The organism is Streptomyces sp. LARHCF249, from assembly GCF_052871255.1.
This window is the reverse complement of the sequence record NZ_JBIXJQ010000005.1, coordinates 376,513-393,110: the sequence shown is the minus strand read 5'-3', so window position 1 is coordinate 393,110 and position 16,598 is coordinate 376,513. Positions and strand designations below refer to the sequence as shown.

Sequence of the window (16,598 nt, the reverse complement as noted above, 5' to 3'; positions counted from 1 at the left end):
CGTGGACACGGACGTCATCATCGTCGGCGCCGAGCCGACCGCGGGCCCGATCCGGAAGACGGGCCCCGGGGCGGTGCCGGCATGAGCGCCGCACCGGCCGGCCTGTCTCCGGGGGTGCGCCGGATCGACCTGGACGCCGGCGGCACCGCCCTGTCCGCCCTGCTCAGCGAACCCTCCGGGGGCCCGCCGCGGGCGACGGTGGTCGCCGTCCACGGCGCGGGCATGAGCGCCGGGTACTTCGACAGCCAGGCCCTGCCCGACTTCTCCCTGCTCACCCTGGGAGCCCGGCTCGGGTACACGGTCGTGGCCGTCGACCGGCCGGGCTACGGCCGGTCCGCGGACGCGCTCCCCGAGGGACAGCCGGTCGCCGAGCAGGCGGCCGCCCTCGCCGCCGCCATACGGGACTTCGGCGCCCGGTATCCGACGGGGGCCGGCACGTTCCTCCTGGCCCACTCGTTCGGCGGCAAGGTCGCCCTGCTCACCGCCGCCGACCACGCCCCGCCCGACCTGCTCGGCATGGAGGTCTCCGGCTGCGGCCACCGCTACGCACCGGACGCCTTCACGGGAACGGGCGCGTCCCGAGGAGGCCGGCGCAGCTGGGGGCCGCTGCGCCTCTACCCGCCGAGCACCTTCTCCACCTGCGGCTCGATCGTCGCCCCCGTCCCGCCCCGGGAGCAGGCGGACATCGCCCGCTGGCCCGAGGTCTTCCGCAGTGCCGCGGGCCGCGTCCGCGTGCCCGTACGGTTCACGTTCGCCGAGCACGAGCCGTGGTGGCGGTACGACCGGGACGCGCTGGCCGAGCTGCGATCGCGGCTCAAGGCCGCCCCCCGGGTGCACATCGACCGGCAGCCGGAGGCCGGCCACAACATCAGCCTGGGCTACGCGGCCCGCGCCTACCACCTGCGCTGCCTCGGCTTCTTCGAGGACTGCCTGGTGCGGGGAACCGTCACCCACCCGCCGTTCGATTCGGACGGGGACCAGGAGCTGAAGACCGTCCCCGCCTGACGCGGTTCGGCCGGCGTTCCCTGCCCGCTCGCGGAAGCGGCGAGCCGGCAGGGGGTCACTCGGCGCCGGGCGCCAGGGTCAGGGCCGGCAGGTAGCGGTGGAACGGGTTGGCCGTCACGCCCGGGAAGGCCAGGACCTTGCGCCACTCGGGGGTCTGGGAGCCGATGCCGGTGCCCGGAGCGGCCAGCGCCTCCACATGGGCCTGCACGCTCTCCCACTCCGCGTAGTTGAGCATCCGCCTGCCGTCCGTGCCCAGGTGGAAGGCGGCGGAGATGCCGCCGGGTGCCGGGGCCGGGTCGCTCGCCACGGCATCGAGCACCAGGTCGACCCAGGCGCGCGGCGCGTCGGGGTCGCTGCCGTCGAACTCGGCGCCCACGACGACCACCGCCCCGGGTACGGCAGCGCCGGCGCCCGGCCGGAAGGACCGGTACGGCGTGTACTCGTGGAGGGCGATCCGCTCGATGCCGGGCACGGCCGCGTCGATCTCCGCGTTGCGGTCGTCCCGGGAGCTGCGGAAGAACTCGTCGTAGGCGGCCCGGTCCGTCCACTGCGAGTAGTGGAACAAGGTGTCGCCGTCCGTACCGATGTGCACCGTGTACGACAGCAGCCCGGCCGCCGGCCAGGGGCGGCTCGTCCAGGCCCGGGCGATGGCGTCGACGGCGGCCCGCTGGCGTTCGGGGGTGCCGACGCTCCAGGTACTGGCCATCACCGTGCCCACTCCGGGCCGGTCGAGGCGGGGCCGGGCCTCGATGCCGCGCCGGGCCTCGGCCTTGGCCCCCGAGACGCTGTCGAAGTCGGTGCCGGTGCTGGAGTCGGTGTTCATGGCGTACGTCCCTCCGCTGCGGGCTCCGGCTTCGGTGCCAGTGGTCCTGCCCGTGACGGAATCCTCCGGCCTCAACCGCACTTGAGGTCAAGGCCGGACCGGGAACGCGTGAGGGGCGCGACCAAAAGGCCGCGCCCCTCACGACGTTCGCGCTACGGCGCTCAGGCCTCCGGGGAACCGCCGAACCGCTCGCGGTAGGACTCCAGGTCCTCCTCGGTGATCCTGGCGAAGAGCACCGGCGGCACGGTGAACGGCGTACCGGCCGGGACCGCGTCCAGCGACTTCGCCTGCTCCGGCGTGATCCACGCCGCCGTGTCGTCGGCGAGGGAGAACGCGGAGCGCATGGTGCGCGCCGAGGCCGGGATGAACGGCTCGGAGACCACCGAGTAGAGGTGGATGAGGTTCATCGCGGTGCGCAGGGTGAGCGCCGCGCCCTCCAGGTCGGTCTTGACCTCCAGCCAGGGCGCCTTCTCGTCGAGGTACGCGTTTCCGGCCGACCACAGGGCGCGCAGCGCGGCCGCGGCCTTGCGGTACTGGAGCGCCTCCATGTGGCCCTCGTACTCGGCGAGCAGCTCGGCGATCTGCTCGCCCAGCTTGGCCTCGGCCTCGCCGGCGGGGCTGCCGGCGGGGACCTCGTCGCCGAACTTCTTGCGGGAGAAGGTCAGGACGCGGTTGACGAAGTTGCCGAGGGTGCCGCCGAGGTCCTTGTTGACCGTGGCGGTGAAGTGCTCCCACGTGAAGGACGAGTCGTCGGACTCGGGGGCGTTGGCGATGAGGAAGTAGCGCCAGAAGTCGGCCGGGAGGATCTCCAGCGCCTGGTCGGTGAAGACGCCGCGCTTCTGCGAGGTGGAGAACTTGCCGCCGTAGTACGTCAGCCAGTTGAAGGCCTTGACGTAGTCGACCTTCTTCCACGGCTCGCGCGTGCCCAGCTCGGTGGCGGGGAACATCACCGTGTGGAACGGGACGTTGTCCTTGGCCATGAACTGCGTGTAGCGGACGTCCTCCGCCTCGTACCACCACGACTTGTAGTCGCCGCGGGAGGCGTCGAGGTCCGCCCACTCCTTCGTCGCGCCGATGTACTCGATCGGGGCGTCGAACCAGACGTAGAAGACCTTGCCCTCGGCCGCCAGCTCGGGCCAGGTGTCGGCCGGGACCGGGACGCCCCAGTCGAGGTCACGGGTGATGGCACGGTCGTGCAGGCCCTCGGTCAGCCACTTGCGGGCGATGGAGGAGGCCAGCTGCGGCCACTCGGCCTCGTGCTCGGAGACCCAGGCCTCGACCTCGTGCTGGAGCTTGGACTGCAGGAGGAAGAGGTGCTTGGTCTCGCGGACCTCCAGCTCGGTGGAGCCGGAGATCGCCGAACGGGGCTCGATCAGGTCCGTGGGGTCCAGGACGCGGGTGCAGTTCTCGCACTGGTCGCCGCGGGCCTTGTCGTAGCCGCAGTGCGGACAGGTGCCCTCGACGTAGCGGTCCGGCAGGAAGCGGCCGTCGACCGGCGAGTAGACCTGCCGGATCGCGCGCTCCTCGATGAAGCCGTTCTCCTGGAGCCGGCGCGCGAAGTGCTGGGTGATCTCGCGGTTCTGCTCCGAGGAGCTGCGGCCGAAGTAGTCGAAGGACAGCTCGAAGCCGTCGTAGACCGCCTTCTGGGCGTCGTGGGCCTGCGCGCAGAACTCGGCGACCGACAGACCGGCCTCCTTGGCGGCGAGCTCGGCGGGGGTGCCGTGCTCGTCGGTGGCGCAGATGTAGAGGACGTCGTGGCCGCGCTGGCGGAGGTACCGGGAGTACACATCCGCCGGAAGCATCGACCCGACCATGTTGCCCAGGTGCTTGATCCCGTTGATGTAGGGAAGCGCGCTGGTGATCAGGTGTCGAGCCATCCTCGGATGCTCCATTTCGTAATGTGCGGTACCACGTGACGTGACGGATCGTGAGTGCGGTTCATCGTATCGAACCGCCGAAAGGCCCCGCGCCGCATTTGTTTCGGGGTGGACGTAACGCAAAAGCGAGGGTGGTGACCTCTTCGTCACGGCCCTCGCGATGGCGCCCATGCTACAGGCCCCGAGATCGTCACGCGCCGTGCATTGCCATCTGCGACCGGCATATGCATACGCGCTGGTTGCACGCCTGCCCGATCGCCATCGATCACGAGTCGGTCATCACCGAACGTAATATTTCCAGGATTCTCCTCTGCGCCCTCCGAGTGCGCCCGCGCTGATTTCCTGTTCCGCGGCACAGGGGATGAGGTGGAACGGTGAGCGATGGCGGACCGGAGGAGTCCGGTGGGGCCGTGGGACTGCCGAGCCGACGCCGTCGGCCGACGCCCATGAGCCAGTGGGATCCGACGGCGCGCCTGTCGTACTGGGCCTTCCACGCCAATCGGCGGCCCGCGTACATGCGCTTCGCGTATCTGCAGCTGGGCTCCGACGAGGCGGCCGAGGAAGCGGTGGACGCCGCCTTCGACTCGATCATGGGCGAGTGGCTGCGCATGCTCCACATGGACCGGCTCGACGCCTACGCGTGGACCGTGCTGAAGCAGTGCCTGGTCGAGCGCCAGCACCGGCGCCACCCCTGGCAGCCGCACCGGCCCGAGCCGATGGACATCAGCGCCTTCGAGGCGGCCCTCAAGGAGGCCCACGCCGACCAGTACGAGGTGCTGACCGACACCATCCGCTTCTACTCCGCCGTCTCCCGGCTCGCCGAGCGGCAGCGCGACGCCGTACTCCTGCGGTACGGGCTCCAGTGCTCCCCCGGTGAGGCCGCGGCCGTGATGGGCGTCGACGAGGCCACGGTCCGCTCGTACCTCGGCCAGGCCCACCGGCGCCTGGCCCGGCTGCTCGACACGTCCGTGGAGGCCTCCGACGCCGCCGACCCAGCCGAATCAGCCGAATCAGCCGAATCATGAAGCCCACCGAACGCCGGCCATCGCAGAACGGCGAACCGACCCCCCGCTCCCTGGCCGAGTTCCTCGCCCGGGCGAGCGTCCGCGACCGCTATCCGCACTACGACCTGGGCGCGGCCGAGGCCCGGCTGCTGCGCGCGACCCCGCACGCGCCCGCCCCCGGCCACCGCGCCCGCCGCCGGTCGGTGTTCGGCTGGAGCGACCCGGCGCGGGACTGCCCGCTCGACTCGGAACGGGCCCGGCGCGACCTCAAGGCCGCCTGCCTGGCCTCCGTGTGCGCGCCCAAGGCCGAGGCACAGCTCGGCTCCTTCCTCTCCGGCGGGCACACCGACCTGGCCGGCGCGGTCGTCTTCGGCTGTCTGCTGCACCTGGCCGGGCTGCGCGAAGGCGCCCGGTTCTGGTGGCAGTTCGCCGCCGGATCGGGCAGCGCGCGGACCGCCCACGCCGCGTACTGCCTCTTCCTCGACCACTCCCGGCGCGGTGAGCACCACGACGCCCGGCTGTGGGCGCGCGAGCTGGGCCGTCGCGGCTTCCGGCCGGGCGGCCGCCGGGATCTGCGCGAGGTACGGCTGTGCGCGCAGGCCGCGGTCCTGCGGTACGTCGACCAGCTGGAGGATCCCGACCTGGGCCCGGTGCCGCTGCCCCGGCCCGGGCTGCCCGGGGTGTTGGCCGCGTTCCGGCCGCCGGCGGCATGGGCCACCCCTGCCCCGGCCGCCGCCCCGGCGGCCGTGCCCGCACCGCCGCTCGCGGCCGGCCCGCTGCGCCACCCGGCGCTGACGGCGGCGGCGCGCGGGACCGTCGTCCAGGCCGGGACCGGCGAGGCCCTGGCGGAGGCCCGGCGGGCGCTGGCCGTCGTACGGGTCCTGGAGCAGCACCCCCTGGGCGTGCGGGCCGCCCAGCTCGCGCGGACGTCGGGCCTCACCGAGGAGGAGCTCGGCCCGCTGCTGTCGATGCTGTGCGAGGAGGAGTACGCGTACCGCCCGGCCGCCGGGGTGTACGCGCGCGGGCCCGCCCTGGACCGGCTCGCGGCGCCGGGCGGCCACGGTCTCGCGGGCCAGCTCCAGCGCACCCTGGCCCTGGCCCGGGACAGCGCCGGCGCCGCCGTCTACCTGAGCCGGTACGCGGACGGCGAGGTGCGGATCACGCAGATGGCGGACGGGCCGGGCGCCCCGCCGGTGCGGGAGTGGGTGGACTTCCGGGCCGCCGCCCACGCCAGCGCCGTGGGCAAGTGCCTGCTGACCCAGCTCGACCACGACCTCCGCGCCGACCACGTGGCCCGGCACCGCCCGGCCCGGCTCACCCCGCGGACGATCACCGACAGCCGGGCCCTGTTCACCGCCCTGGACGCGGTGGCACCGGGTGCGCCCGTCTTCGACCTGCTCGAATACTCCCCCGGCGTGGTCTGCGCGGCGGTCCCGATCGCCATCGGCGACGCCGCCGGGAGCCTCGCGCTCTCGCTGCCCGCGGCCCATGCGCACCGGCTGGCCTCCGCCACCGAGGCCCTGCGCCGCAAGGCCGTCCCGGTGCTGCTGGCACTGCTTCTGTCGGGCGCGATCCCTCCGGACGCCCCGGCGGCTCCCTCCGCCGCGGAGGCCCAGGCGGCCCAGGGCGCTGCGGATGCCTCGGGCGCCTCGGCCGCTCCGGGCGCGGAGCCCCCGGCCGCACCGGCCCGGCCCGAGCCCAGGCGGGCGCCGCTGACTCCGGAGACCCTGCGCCACCTCCGGCGGCTCTTCCGCACCCCGCTCACCGGGTCGACCGGCTCCCCCGCGGGCCCCCACCTGGTCAGCGACACCGGCTCCGCGGCGGCGTACCTCTTCGACGCCCTCCCGGACACCGGCCAGCCGTGCCTGTCCCTGCCGCACACCTTCACCCAGGTCGCCCCGGGCACCCTGGCCACCCCGACGGGTCTGGTGGTCCTGGGCACGTGATCAAGGGCTCGCGGACCCCGCCCCGGCCGGGACGAAGGAGTCCAGCGCCGCGTCGAAGCGGCTCCGGGCCTCGGCGAGCCGGCTGACGGGGGCGGACACCCACACGTCGTACATGCGGCCGTTCTCGTCCCAGCAGAGGTCGAAGGTGTGCCGTGCTCCCTCGGCCCGCGTGAAGCCGTCCCAGGTGAACTCCCAGAGGGCGGCGGGCAGTCCGTTGTGCGTCGTCGCGAGGACCGACCGGTCGCGGTACCCGGGGTTGGTGTCCGGGCCGGCGGCGTCGGCGCGACGCATCACGCCGAGCGGGCCTTCGGGCGCCGACGGCTTCACCTTGATGCCGATCCGGATCGCCCCGTCCGGGGAGCTGTAGAAGACCCGCTGGTCGTCGGTGGTGCGCTGGTAGCCCTCGGGTACGGCGAGGGCGAAGCCCTGCGGATCGGCGCGGATCCGGTATCCGGGGGGCGCGGGCTCGGGCGTCGCCCCGGCCGGTGCCTGCGGGACGGGCGCACCGGCGCCGGGCGAGGCGGGTGCGGCAGTCGCGGAGGCCGTCGCGGGGGCGCTCGGGCCTGCCCCGGGCGCCCGGCCCGCCGTACGGTCGCCGGCCAGGGATGCCGCGGTCACGCCACCGGCGGCGGCCACCGCGACGAGCGCCGCCGCGATCAGCCAGGTACGGCGGCGGGCCGGCCGGGGCGGCTTCGGGCCGGAGACCAGGTCGGAGAGGTCGGAGAGGTCGGAGAGGGGCAGCGTGCCGGTGGTCACGTACGCCGACAGCAGCCGCTCGGCCTGGACCGTCCCCAGCCGCCGCTCCGGGTCGCGTTCCAGCAGCCCCAGGATCACCGGGAGCAGCGGCCCCGCCTGCTCCGGCGGCCGGATCTCGTCGTACACGACGGCGTGCAGGACGCCGCCGAGCGAATCCCGGTGGAAGGGCGAGGCCCCGGTCAGCGCGGCGCACAAGAGCACGCCGAGGGACCACAGGTCGGACGCGGGGCCCGCGCCAGCACCTTGCATGCGCTCGGGCGAGGTGTACTCGGGAGAGCCGACGAAGGCGCCCGTCTCGCTGATGGTGGTGGATCCGGCGAGGCGGGCGATGCCGAAGTCGGTGAGCACGACCCGGCCGGTTCCCGCCTCCAGGAGCACGTTGGCCGGTTTGATGTCGCGGTGCAGCACGCCACGGGCGTGTGCCGCGTTCAGCGCACCGAGCAGGGCGAGCCCGGTACGGGCGGTCTCGGCGGGATCCAGCGGCCCGTCGGCCGCGAGCCGGTCGGCGAGCGAACGGCCTTCGACGAGCTCCATGACGATGAAGGGGCGCCCCTCGTGCTCGACGACGTCGTGGACCACGACGACGTGCGGATGCTTGATCTGCGCCACCGTGCGCGCCTCGCGCACGGCGCCCCGGAACTGCGTTCCGTCCCCGACGTGCAGTTCCTTGACGGCCACCGAGCGTCCGAGCAGTTCGTCGGAGGCCTCCCAGACGGTGCCCATCCCACCCCTGCCCAGCCGCTTCCCCAAGCGGTAACGCCCGACCATCACACTGCTGTTGCGCGGCTCGTCCTGCGACACGTTGCTCCCCTTGGCCCACTCGCGCCCATGATGCCGCACGAGCACGTACCTGGGGCCTGCGCTGCCGCCGGCGCAGGAACCGGAGGGCCTCGGCGGCACGTTCGGCCAACCGCGACTCCGAGGGCGGCGGCATCGCCGCCACCACCGGCACGTCGGGCGACACCGTGCTGCAGTGCGCACTCCGACCATGCCGGGAGGCCAGATCACGTTCGGGCACAACAACAGAGCCGGTCAAAGCGACATGATGTCGCTTTGACCGGCTCTGTTTGGTCGTTTGACCTTTTGTGTCCGAGGGGGGACTTGAACCCCCACGCCCGATAAAGGGCACTAGCACCTCAAGCTAGCGCGTCTGCCATTCCGCCACCCGGACCAGGTGGTCGGCCCCGGTTTCCCGCGGCGACATGGACAACAATAGCAAAGGATCGGCGGGCCTCCGACCACTTATCCGAGCCGCCGCGGTCCGCCACGCCGTGCTGACCTGCACGCATACAGCGACGGGCATAGCGAGACGATGCGTCTCGCCCGGCTTACGGGCAGCGGATGACCTGGCCCGCGTAGGACAGGTTGCCACCGAAACCGAAGAGCAGGACCGGGGCGCCCGTGGGGATCTCGCCGCGCTGCACCAGCTTGGACAGGGCCATCGGGATGCTGCCGGCCGAGGTGTTGCCCGAGTCGACGACGTCGCGGGCGACGACGGCGTTGACGGCGCCGATCTTGGCGGCGAGGGGCTCGATGATCCGCAGGTTCGCCTGGTGCAGGACGACGGCGGCCAGGTCCTCCGGGAGGACCCCGGCCTTCTCGCACACCTTGCGGGCGAGCGGCGGGAGCTGGCTGGTGGTCCAGCGGTAGACGGACTGGCCCTCCTGCGCGAAGACCGGCGGGGAACCCTCGATCCGTACGGCGTTGCCCATCTCCGGGACCGAGCCCCACAGCACCGGGCCGATGCCCGGCTCGTCGCTGGCCTCGACGACGGCCGCACCGGCGCCGTCGCCGGTGAGCACACAGGTGCTGCGGTCGCTCCAGTCGGTGATCTCGGTCATCTTGTCGGCGCCGATGACCAGGGCGCGGGAGGCGGAGCCGGCCCGGATGGCATGGTCGGCGGTGGCCAGGGCGTGCGTGAAGCCCGAGCAGACGACGTTGATGTCCATCACGGCGGGGCCGCCGCCCATGCCCAGCTTGGCGGCGACGCGCGCGGCCATGTTGGGCGAGCGGTCGATGGCGGTGGAGGTGGCGACCAGGACCAGGTCGATGTCGTCCGGGGTCAGGCCGGCGCCGGCCAGGGCCTTGCCCGCCGCCTGGAAGGCCAGCTCGTCCACCGGCTCGTCCGGACCCGCGATGTGGCGCGTCTTGATGCCGACCCGGGACCGGATCCACTCGTCCGTGGTGTCGACCATGGCCGCGAGGTCCTCGTTGGTGAGCACTTTCGCGGGCTGGTAGTGCCCTAGCGCCACCACGCGTGAACCGGTCATGGGCGGGGTCCCCCTTTGTACGGAAGTGCAGGATCACCCAGCTTTGCCTGCTACTGACGGGTACGTGTGCGTGTGACCCGACAGGATTCCGGGGCCGGAATTTGGAGATTCCCGAGGATCCGGCAGCCGGGGGCGGTGCGGGAGGCGGAACCGCGACAATGAGGTTGTCGGATACGTGCAAGAGCCGCAGGCAAGAACCGAAGGGGTGGACTGATCGCCATGGGACGGGTCACCGAGCGCCGTCGTGTCGTCCGGATCCGGAACGGCGCGGTGGGGGTCCGTCCGGACACGCTGGTCGCCGAGGAGCCGCTGGAGATACGGCTGAACGGCAAGCCGCTGGCCATCACGATGCGTACCCCGGGTGACGATTTCGCCCTGGCGGTGGGCTTCCTGGTGAGCGAGGGGGTGCTCGCCGCGGCCCCGGACGTGCGGGCCGTCACCTACTGCGAGGGGGCGGCCGAGGACGGCTCGAACACCTACAACGTGGTCAACGTGCAGCTGGCACCCGGGGTGCCCGTACCGGACATCACGCTGGAGCGGAACGTCTACACCACGTCCTCCTGCGGCCTGTGCGGAAAGGCCAGCCTGGACGCCGTCCGCACGGCGACCCGCTTCCCGGCGACGGCCGCCGACCCCGTACGGATCTCCGCGGACCTCCTCGGCATGCTGCCGGACCGGCTGCGCGCGGCCCAGAAGGTCTTCGACCGCACGGGCGGGCTGCACGCGGCCGGCCTGTTCACGGCGGAGGGGGAGCTGCTGGACCTGCGCGAGGACGTGGGCCGGCACAACGCGGTGGACAAGATCGTCGGACGGGCCCTGCAGTCCGGCGGCCTCCCGCTGACGGGCTCGGTCCTGCTGGTGTCGGGCCGGGCCTCCTTCGAGCTCGCCCAGAAGGCCGTGATGGCGGGCATCCCGATCCTGGCCGCGGTCTCGGCCCCGTCCTCCCTGGCGGTGGACCTGGCCCTGGAATCGGGCCTGACCCTGGTCGGCTTCCTGCGCGGCCCGAACATGAACATCTACGCGGGCGAGGAGCGCATCACGGTGTGACCACCGGGCCGGCGCGGCTGCCGGGCTCAGCGCCCGCGGCGTGTGCGGCGGGTGGAGCGGGCGGGCGGGGCGGGGGCCGGCGGGTCGATGCGGTGGAGGTCCAGGGTCGGCGGCACCGGGGTGGCGCCGGGACCGCCGGATGCGGCCCAGGCGATGATCTCGTCGGTGGCGGTGTCGTCCAGGGCCCAGCCGAACCAGGCCGCGCGGGCTCCGCGGCGCCGGGCCTCGGTGGTGGGCTGGACCACGATGACGTTGGCCTGGGCGCAGGGCCCGAGGCAGTCGCTCGTACGGACGGCGAGGCGGCCCTCCGAGGCGGCCGCGGCCTCGCGCAGCCGGGCGAGCTGGCCGGCGTGGTCGGAGCCGGGGTTCTTGCGGGGGTCGCCGCAGCAGCAGCCGCGGCAGACCACCAGGGTGCAGGGGCGTTCGGCGTGGGCACCGTTCGGGCGTATCCAGGTCACCACCGAACGTTATCGGGCCTGACCGGTGGCCTGTTGGGACGGAGGCGAGACCTCTGCCACACGGTCGGCGGCGCGTTCGGGATCCGCGGGGTCCTGGGCGCGGCGGCGGGCCAGGACCGCACAGACCATCAGCTGCATCTGGTGGAACAGCATCAGCGGCAGCACCGCGAGGCTCGCCTGCGCCCCGAACAGCACGCTGGCCATGGGCAGTCCGGCGGCGAGGCTCTTCTTCGACCCGGCGAACTGGATGGCGATGCGGTCCGCGCGGCCGAACCCGAGGCGCTTCGCGCCGTACCAGCTGACGAGGAGCATGACGGCGAGGAGCACGGCCTCCACCACCAGCAGGCCGCCCAGGCGCGGGAGGCTGACCTGGTGCCAGATGCCGGCGGTCATGCCCGCGCTGAAGGCGGCGTAGACGACGAGCAGGATCGAGCCGCGGTCGACGTAGCCGAGGACCGGCCGGTGGCGTACGAGGAAGCCGCCGAGCCAGCGGCGCAGCAACTGCCCGAGGAGGAAGGGCAGCAGGAGCTGGAGGACGATCTTGAGCAGGGAGTCCGGGGAGAAGCCGCCCGCGTCGCTGCCGAGCAGGCCGGCGGCGAGGAGGGGGGTGAGGAGGATGCCGGCGAGGCTCGAGAAGGAGCCGGCGCAGATCGCGGCGGGGACGTTGCCGCGGGCGAGCGAGGTGAAGGCGATGGAGGACTGGACGGTCGAGGGGACCAGGCAGAGGAAGAGCAGGCCGCTGTAGAGCGGCTGGGTGAGCACCCCGGGAACCAGGCTCCGGGCGGCGAGGCCGAGGAGGGGGAAGAGGAGGAAGGTGCAGGCGAGCACGGTGAGGTGCAGCCGCCAGTGGCGCAGCCCCTCGAGGGCCTCGCGGGTGGAGAGCCGGGCGCCGTACAGGAAGAAGAGCAGGGCCACGGCCGCGGTGGAGGCGCCGTCGGCGACGGTGGCGGCCGGGCCGCGGGCCGGGAGCAGCGCGGCGAGGCCGACGGTGCCGAGGAGCGCCAGGATGTAGGGGTCCAGGGGCAGCCGGGCGGGCAGGTGCGGGCGGCGCATGGGCGGGGTGCTCACTTGCTCTCGGGAGGGCGTCTCGGACGATCTCGGGTCGTCTCGGGCGGTCTCCTCTCATGGTCGGGGGTGGACGGTGATCGGGAAACCCGTACACCGCACTCACTGTCATCGCGTTCCGTGATGGGCACGGATAGCCTGTGAGGCATGTACGACCCCGTCCAGCTGCGTACGTTCCTCACGGTGGCCCAGACGCTCAGCTTCACCCAGGCCGCCGGGCGGCTGGGCGTACGGCAGTCCACGGTCAGCCAGCACGTGCGGCGGCTGGAGGAGGCGACGGGGCGGCTGCTGTTCGTACGGGACACGCACAGCGTGGAGCTGACGGAGGACGGCGAGGCGCTGCTGGGCTTCGCGCGCACGATCCTGGAGGCGCACGAACGGGCGGCGGCCTTCTTCACGGGGACCCGGCTGCGGGGGCGATTGCGGTTCGGGGCCTCGGAGGACTTCGTGCTGACGCGGCTGCCGGAGATTCTGGAGGGGTTCCGGCAGGAGCATCCCGAGGTGGACCTCGAGCTGTCGGTGGAGCTGTCGGGGACGCTGCACGAGCGGCTGGACGCGGGGCGCCTCGACTTGGTGCTGGCGAAGCGGCGGGGGCCGGGCGACGAGCGGGGGCGCCTGGTGTGGCGGGACCGGATGGTGTGGATCGGGGCGGAGGGGCTGCGGGTGGACCCGGAGCGCCCGGTGCCGCTGATCGTCTTCCCGCCGCCGGGGATCACCAGGGCCCGGGCCCTGGAGGTGCTGGAGCGGGAGGGCCGGCCGTGGCGGATCGCCTGCACGAGCGGCAGCCTGAGCGGGCTGATCGCGGCGGCCCGGGCCGGGCTGGGCGTGATGGCCCACACCCGGGGGCTGATCCCGCCGGGGCTGGTCCGGGTCGGCGGACTTCCCGACCTGGGCTCGGTGGAGTTCGCGCTGCTGCGCGGCCCGCGCGTCTCGGCCGCCGCCGAGGCGCTGGCCTCGGCCGTCCTCTCGGGAGCGGACCGCCTCAGCCGCACGGGGTGACCCGTCGGCCCGGGCACAACCGTTCCGCTGAGGAGGTCTTGTGGAGGTATCCGCGGGCTGATCAACTGCCGTCCGGCGTGGGGTAGCGTCGCCGCGCCGCACGGAGAGGAGCGGGGCCTTGCGCGAGATCACCGTCCCACCGGTCGTCACGGGCGCGCCCGTCGGCGGGCTGGCCGACACCGTCTTCCGGCATGCGCGCGAGGAACCGGGCCGGGTGGTGCTCGGGCGCAAGACCGGCGGCGTCTGGCAGGACGTGACCTCCGGGCAGCTGGCCGCCGAGGTGCTGGCGCTCGCCAAGGGGCTGCTGGCCCAGGGGGTGCGGTTCGGGGACCGGGTCGCCGTCATGTCCCGTACCCGGTACGAGTGGACCCTCTTCGACTTCGCCCTGTGGGCGATCGGCGCCCAGCCCGTCCCCGTGTATCCGACCTCCTCCGCCGAGCAGGTGCAGTGGATCCTGCACGACTCCGCGTGCACGGCGTGCGTCGTCGAGAACGAGGACCAGGCCATGACGGTCGGCTCGGTCGTCGACCGGCTCCCTCAGCTGCGGCTGCTGTGGCAGCTCGACGCGGGGGCCGTGGACACCCTCGTCGCCGACGGGCGCGGGGTCTCCGAGGACGTCGTGCACCGTCATCGCGGCGCGGTGACCCCGGACGCGGTCGCGACCGTCATCTACACCTCGGGGACCACCGGGCGCCCCAAGGGATGCGTGCTCACCCACGCCAACTTCATGTTCGAGGCCGACACGATGGTCAGCCGCTGGGAGTCCGTCTTCCAGGCCGGTCCCGGCGAGCAGCCGTCCACGCTGCTGTTCCTTCCGCTGGCGCACGTCTTCGGGCGGATGGTGGAGGTGGCCGCCGTCCGGTCGCGGGTCAAGCTCGGGCACCAGCCCGTGATGACGGCGGCCGAGTTGCTGCCGGACCTCGCCGCGTTCCGGCCGACCTTCGTGCTGGGGGTCCCGTACGTCTTCGAGAAGGTCTTCGCGGCCGCCCGCCGCAAGGCGGAGGCGGAGGGGCGTACGGCCCCCTTCGACCGGGCGGTGGAGACGGCCGTGCGGTACGCGGAGGCGCGCGAGCAGAGGGCCTTCGGCATCGGGCCGGGACCCTCGGCCGGGCTGCGGATGGAGCACCAGCTCTTCGAGAAGCTCGTGTACGGGAAGGTCCGCGCGGCGATGGGCGGCCGGGTGCGGCACGCGATGTCGGGCGGGTCCGCGATGTCGCGCCGCCTCGGGCTGTTCTTCGACGGGGCCGGGATCACGATCTTCGAGGGGTACGGGCTGACCGAGTCCTGCGCGGCGGCCACCGCGAACCCGCCGGGGGCGACCAAGTACGGCACGGTGGGCCGGCCGATCCCGGGCGGCACGGTGCACATCGCGGACGACGGGGAGGTGTGGCTGCACGGCGGCCACATCTTCTCCGGGTACCTGGGCGACCCCCGCGGCACTCAGGAGGTGCTGCGCGGCGGCTGGCTGGCGACCGGGGACCTGGGGCGGCTGGATGCGGACGGCTACCTCACCATCACCGGCCGCAAGAAGGAGATCCTGGTGACCTCCAACGGCAAGAGCGTCCAGCCGGCCGCGTTGGAGGAGCGGGTCCGCTCGCATCCGCTGGTGGCCCAGTGCGTGCTGGTGGGCAACGACCGGCCGTACATCGCGGCCCTGATCACCCTGGACCCGGAGGGCATCGCGCACTGGCTGTCGATGCGCGGTCTGCCGCAGCGGCCCCCGGCGGAGCTGGTGCACGACACGGACCTGTCGGCGGAGATCCGGCGGGCGGTGGTGGCGGCCAACACCCTGGTCTCGCAGGCGGAGGCGATCCGAACCTTCCGGGTCCTGCCCGAGCAGTTCAGCGAGGAGCGGGGGCTGCTCACCCCCTCGCTGAAACTCAAGCGCCGGGCGATCGAGAAGGCGTACGCGATGGAGGTCGCGGCCCTGTACCAGTCGTGAGCAGGCCGGTTCCGGGGTCGGGCCGCCGCGCCCGCCAGCCCTGACGGTTCGTCACATCACTCCTGCCATTGATATTGACGATCCGTCAGGTCGCGCACAGAATGCGGGGATTCCGACCGGAGGGGATCCCCAGATGTTGCGACCGATCCGCACCCTGGCCGCCGCGGCAGCGGCCCTCGCACTCGTCTCCGCCTGCAACTCCGCCTCCACCAACGGCAACGGGACCGGCGGCTCCGGGGACGCGCCCGGGGACCGCCGCGGCGTGACGGCCGGGTCGATCAAGGTCGGCGGCATCGTGTCGATGACCACCGCGAGCGGCTACAGCAAGAAGGACACCGATCTCGGCGCCAAGGCGCGGTACATGAGAGCCAACGCCGAGGGAGGCGTCAACGGTCGCACGATCGACTACCTCGGCGCGGAGGACGACGGCCAGGACCCCGCGAAGAACATGGCGGCCGCCCGCAAACTCGTCCAGCAGGACAAGGTCTTCGCGGTCTCCCCCATGAGCTCGGTGACGTTCTCGGGCGCCGACTTCCTGGAGCAGGAGAGGGTTCCCACCTTCGGCTGGGGCACCCTTCCCTCCTTCTGCGGGCCCAAGTACATCTACGGCTTCAACGGCTGCCTGGTCCCCACGCCCGGCGGCACCCTCAACCAGACCTGGCCCGAGGGCATCGGCCAGCTCCTCGGCGGGGCGCAGGGCAAGTCCGTAGCGGTCATCGCCAACGACAGCGACGCCGGGAAGTTCGGCATCCGCACCTTCCAGCAGGGCTTCGCCAGCGCCGGGTTCACCGTCTCCTACGCCAAGGCCTCGGTGCCCGCCACCGCCGTGCCGAGCGACTGGTCGGCGTACGTGAAGGAGATCCTGGGGAGCAACGGCGGCAAGGCACCGGACGCCGTGGTCTCGGTCATGCAGACCCCCAACAACATCGGGCTGTTCACCGCGCTCAAGCGCGGCGGCTACAAGGGGCTGCTCTCCGACCCCACCGACTACGACCCGGGCCTGCTCGCCAAGGAGGCCACCAAGCAGGCGCTGGACGGGGTGCACGTACTGATCCAGTTCGAGCCCTTCGAGTCGGACAGCCCGCGGATGGCCCAGTTCAAGGCCGACATCAAGGCCGCGGCGGGCGGGCAGGACGTGCCGCTCAACATGCACATGCTGACCGGGTACATGTCGGCCGACCTGTTCGTGTCCATCGCGAAGACCGCGGGCAAGGACCTGACCGTCGAGTCCTTCCAGGCCGCCGCGCAGCGCTTCTCCGACACCGGCACGCTCGTCGGCGACCGGGCGGAGCCGAAGGGGCAGAAGGACAGCTTCGGCTGCGGGGCGCTCGTACAGCTGAAGAACGGCACGTACGAGGTCTCCGTCCCGTTCAAGTGCCACGAGCCCATTCCCTTCAAGTAGGGCC

Annotated in this window: 12 protein-coding genes, 1 tRNA gene and 1 pseudogene; 7 read left to right on the top strand and 7 right to left on the bottom strand. The window is 72.9% G+C overall.

Annotated features, from left to right (window positions below):
• Positions 1 to 81 precede the first annotated feature (81 nt).
• Positions 82 to 1,005, top strand: coding sequence for an alpha/beta hydrolase (locus tag ACIPUC_RS16690; RefSeq protein WP_446590107.1), 924 nt, complete (start codon positions 82 to 84; stop codon positions 1,003 to 1,005).
• A gap of 55 nt (positions 1,006 to 1,060) precedes the next feature.
• Here the strand turns inward: ACIPUC_RS16690 and ACIPUC_RS16685 are convergent, their stop codons facing one another.
• Positions 1,061 to 1,828, bottom strand: coding sequence for an antibiotic biosynthesis monooxygenase (locus ACIPUC_RS16685; protein WP_446590106.1), 768 nt, complete (start codon positions 1,826 to 1,828; stop codon positions 1,061 to 1,063).
• Positions 1,829 to 1,989: 161 nt separating this feature from the next.
• A complete protein-coding gene (gene metG, locus ACIPUC_RS16680) occupies positions 1,990 to 3,705 on the bottom strand; it encodes a methionine--tRNA ligase (protein WP_446590105.1) in 1,716 nt (571 codons plus the stop codon).
• Positions 3,706 to 4,079: 374 nt separating this feature from the next.
• On the opposite strand from metG, the gene ACIPUC_RS16675 reads away from it, so the two are divergent.
• Positions 4,080 to 4,730 carry a sigma factor-like helix-turn-helix DNA-binding protein gene (locus ACIPUC_RS16675; RefSeq protein WP_446590104.1) on the top strand — a complete coding sequence of 217 codons (651 nt, stop codon included), beginning with the start codon at positions 4,080 to 4,082 and terminating at the stop codon, positions 4,728 to 4,730.
• An 821-nt stretch (positions 4,731 to 5,551) separates the two neighbouring features.
• Positions 5,552 to 6,271 (top strand): annotated as a pseudogene (locus ACIPUC_RS16670) (IclR family transcriptional regulator domain-containing protein); the annotation flags it as partial.
• Between the two features lie 384 nt (positions 6,272 to 6,655).
• On the opposite strand, the gene ACIPUC_RS16665 reads toward ACIPUC_RS16670, so the two are convergent.
• The 3 genes from ACIPUC_RS16665 to ACIPUC_RS16655 form a co-directional block, all read right to left on the bottom strand.
• Positions 6,656 to 8,179 (bottom strand): protein kinase domain-containing protein, encoded by a 1,524-nt coding sequence (locus ACIPUC_RS16665; protein WP_446590446.1) that lies wholly within the window; start codon positions 8,177 to 8,179, stop codon positions 6,656 to 6,658.
• 318 nt (positions 8,180 to 8,497) lie between these two features.
• Positions 8,498 to 8,582, bottom strand: a tRNA-Leu gene (locus tag ACIPUC_RS16660).
• A gap of 157 nt (positions 8,583 to 8,739) precedes the next feature.
• On the bottom strand, positions 8,740 to 9,681 hold the full coding sequence (locus ACIPUC_RS16655) for a beta-ketoacyl-ACP synthase III (RefSeq protein WP_446590103.1): 942 nt from the start codon (positions 9,679 to 9,681) through the stop codon (positions 8,740 to 8,742).
• A 219-nt stretch (positions 9,682 to 9,900) separates the two neighbouring features.
• Between ACIPUC_RS16655 and fdhD the strand changes: the two genes are divergently transcribed.
• A complete protein-coding gene (gene fdhD, locus ACIPUC_RS16650) occupies positions 9,901 to 10,728 on the top strand; it encodes a formate dehydrogenase accessory sulfurtransferase FdhD (RefSeq protein WP_446590102.1) in 828 nt (275 codons plus the stop codon).
• Positions 10,729 to 10,754: 26 nt separating this feature from the next.
• On the opposite strand, the gene ACIPUC_RS16645 is transcribed toward fdhD, so the two are convergent.
• Both ACIPUC_RS16645 and ACIPUC_RS16640 read right to left on the bottom strand, forming a co-directional pair.
• On the bottom strand, positions 10,755 to 11,186 hold the full coding sequence (locus ACIPUC_RS16645; protein WP_446590101.1) for a (2Fe-2S) ferredoxin domain-containing protein: 432 nt from the start codon (positions 11,184 to 11,186) through the stop codon (positions 10,755 to 10,757).
• A gap of 9 nt (positions 11,187 to 11,195) precedes the next feature.
• Complete coding sequence (locus ACIPUC_RS16640) at positions 11,196 to 12,239, bottom strand: bile acid:sodium symporter family protein (RefSeq protein WP_446590444.1); 1,044 nt, start codon at positions 12,237 to 12,239, stop codon at positions 11,196 to 11,198.
• Positions 12,240 to 12,398: 159 nt separating this feature from the next.
• Here ACIPUC_RS16640 and ACIPUC_RS16635 point away from each other — a divergent pair, with 159 nt between their 5' ends.
• From ACIPUC_RS16635 to ACIPUC_RS16625, 3 genes are all read left to right on the top strand, one after another.
• Positions 12,399 to 13,250 (top strand): LysR substrate-binding domain-containing protein, encoded by an 852-nt coding sequence (locus ACIPUC_RS16635; protein WP_446590100.1) that lies wholly within the window; start codon positions 12,399 to 12,401, stop codon positions 13,248 to 13,250.
• 118 nt (positions 13,251 to 13,368) lie between these two features.
• Positions 13,369 to 15,192, top strand: coding sequence for an AMP-dependent synthetase/ligase (locus ACIPUC_RS16630; protein ID WP_446590098.1), 1,824 nt, complete (start codon positions 13,369 to 13,371; stop codon positions 15,190 to 15,192).
• A 133-nt stretch (positions 15,193 to 15,325) separates the two neighbouring features.
• On the top strand, positions 15,326 to 16,594 hold the full coding sequence (locus ACIPUC_RS16625) for an ABC transporter substrate-binding protein (RefSeq protein ID WP_446590097.1): 1,269 nt from the start codon (positions 15,326 to 15,328) through the stop codon (positions 16,592 to 16,594).
• Positions 16,595 to 16,598 lie beyond the last annotated feature (4 nt).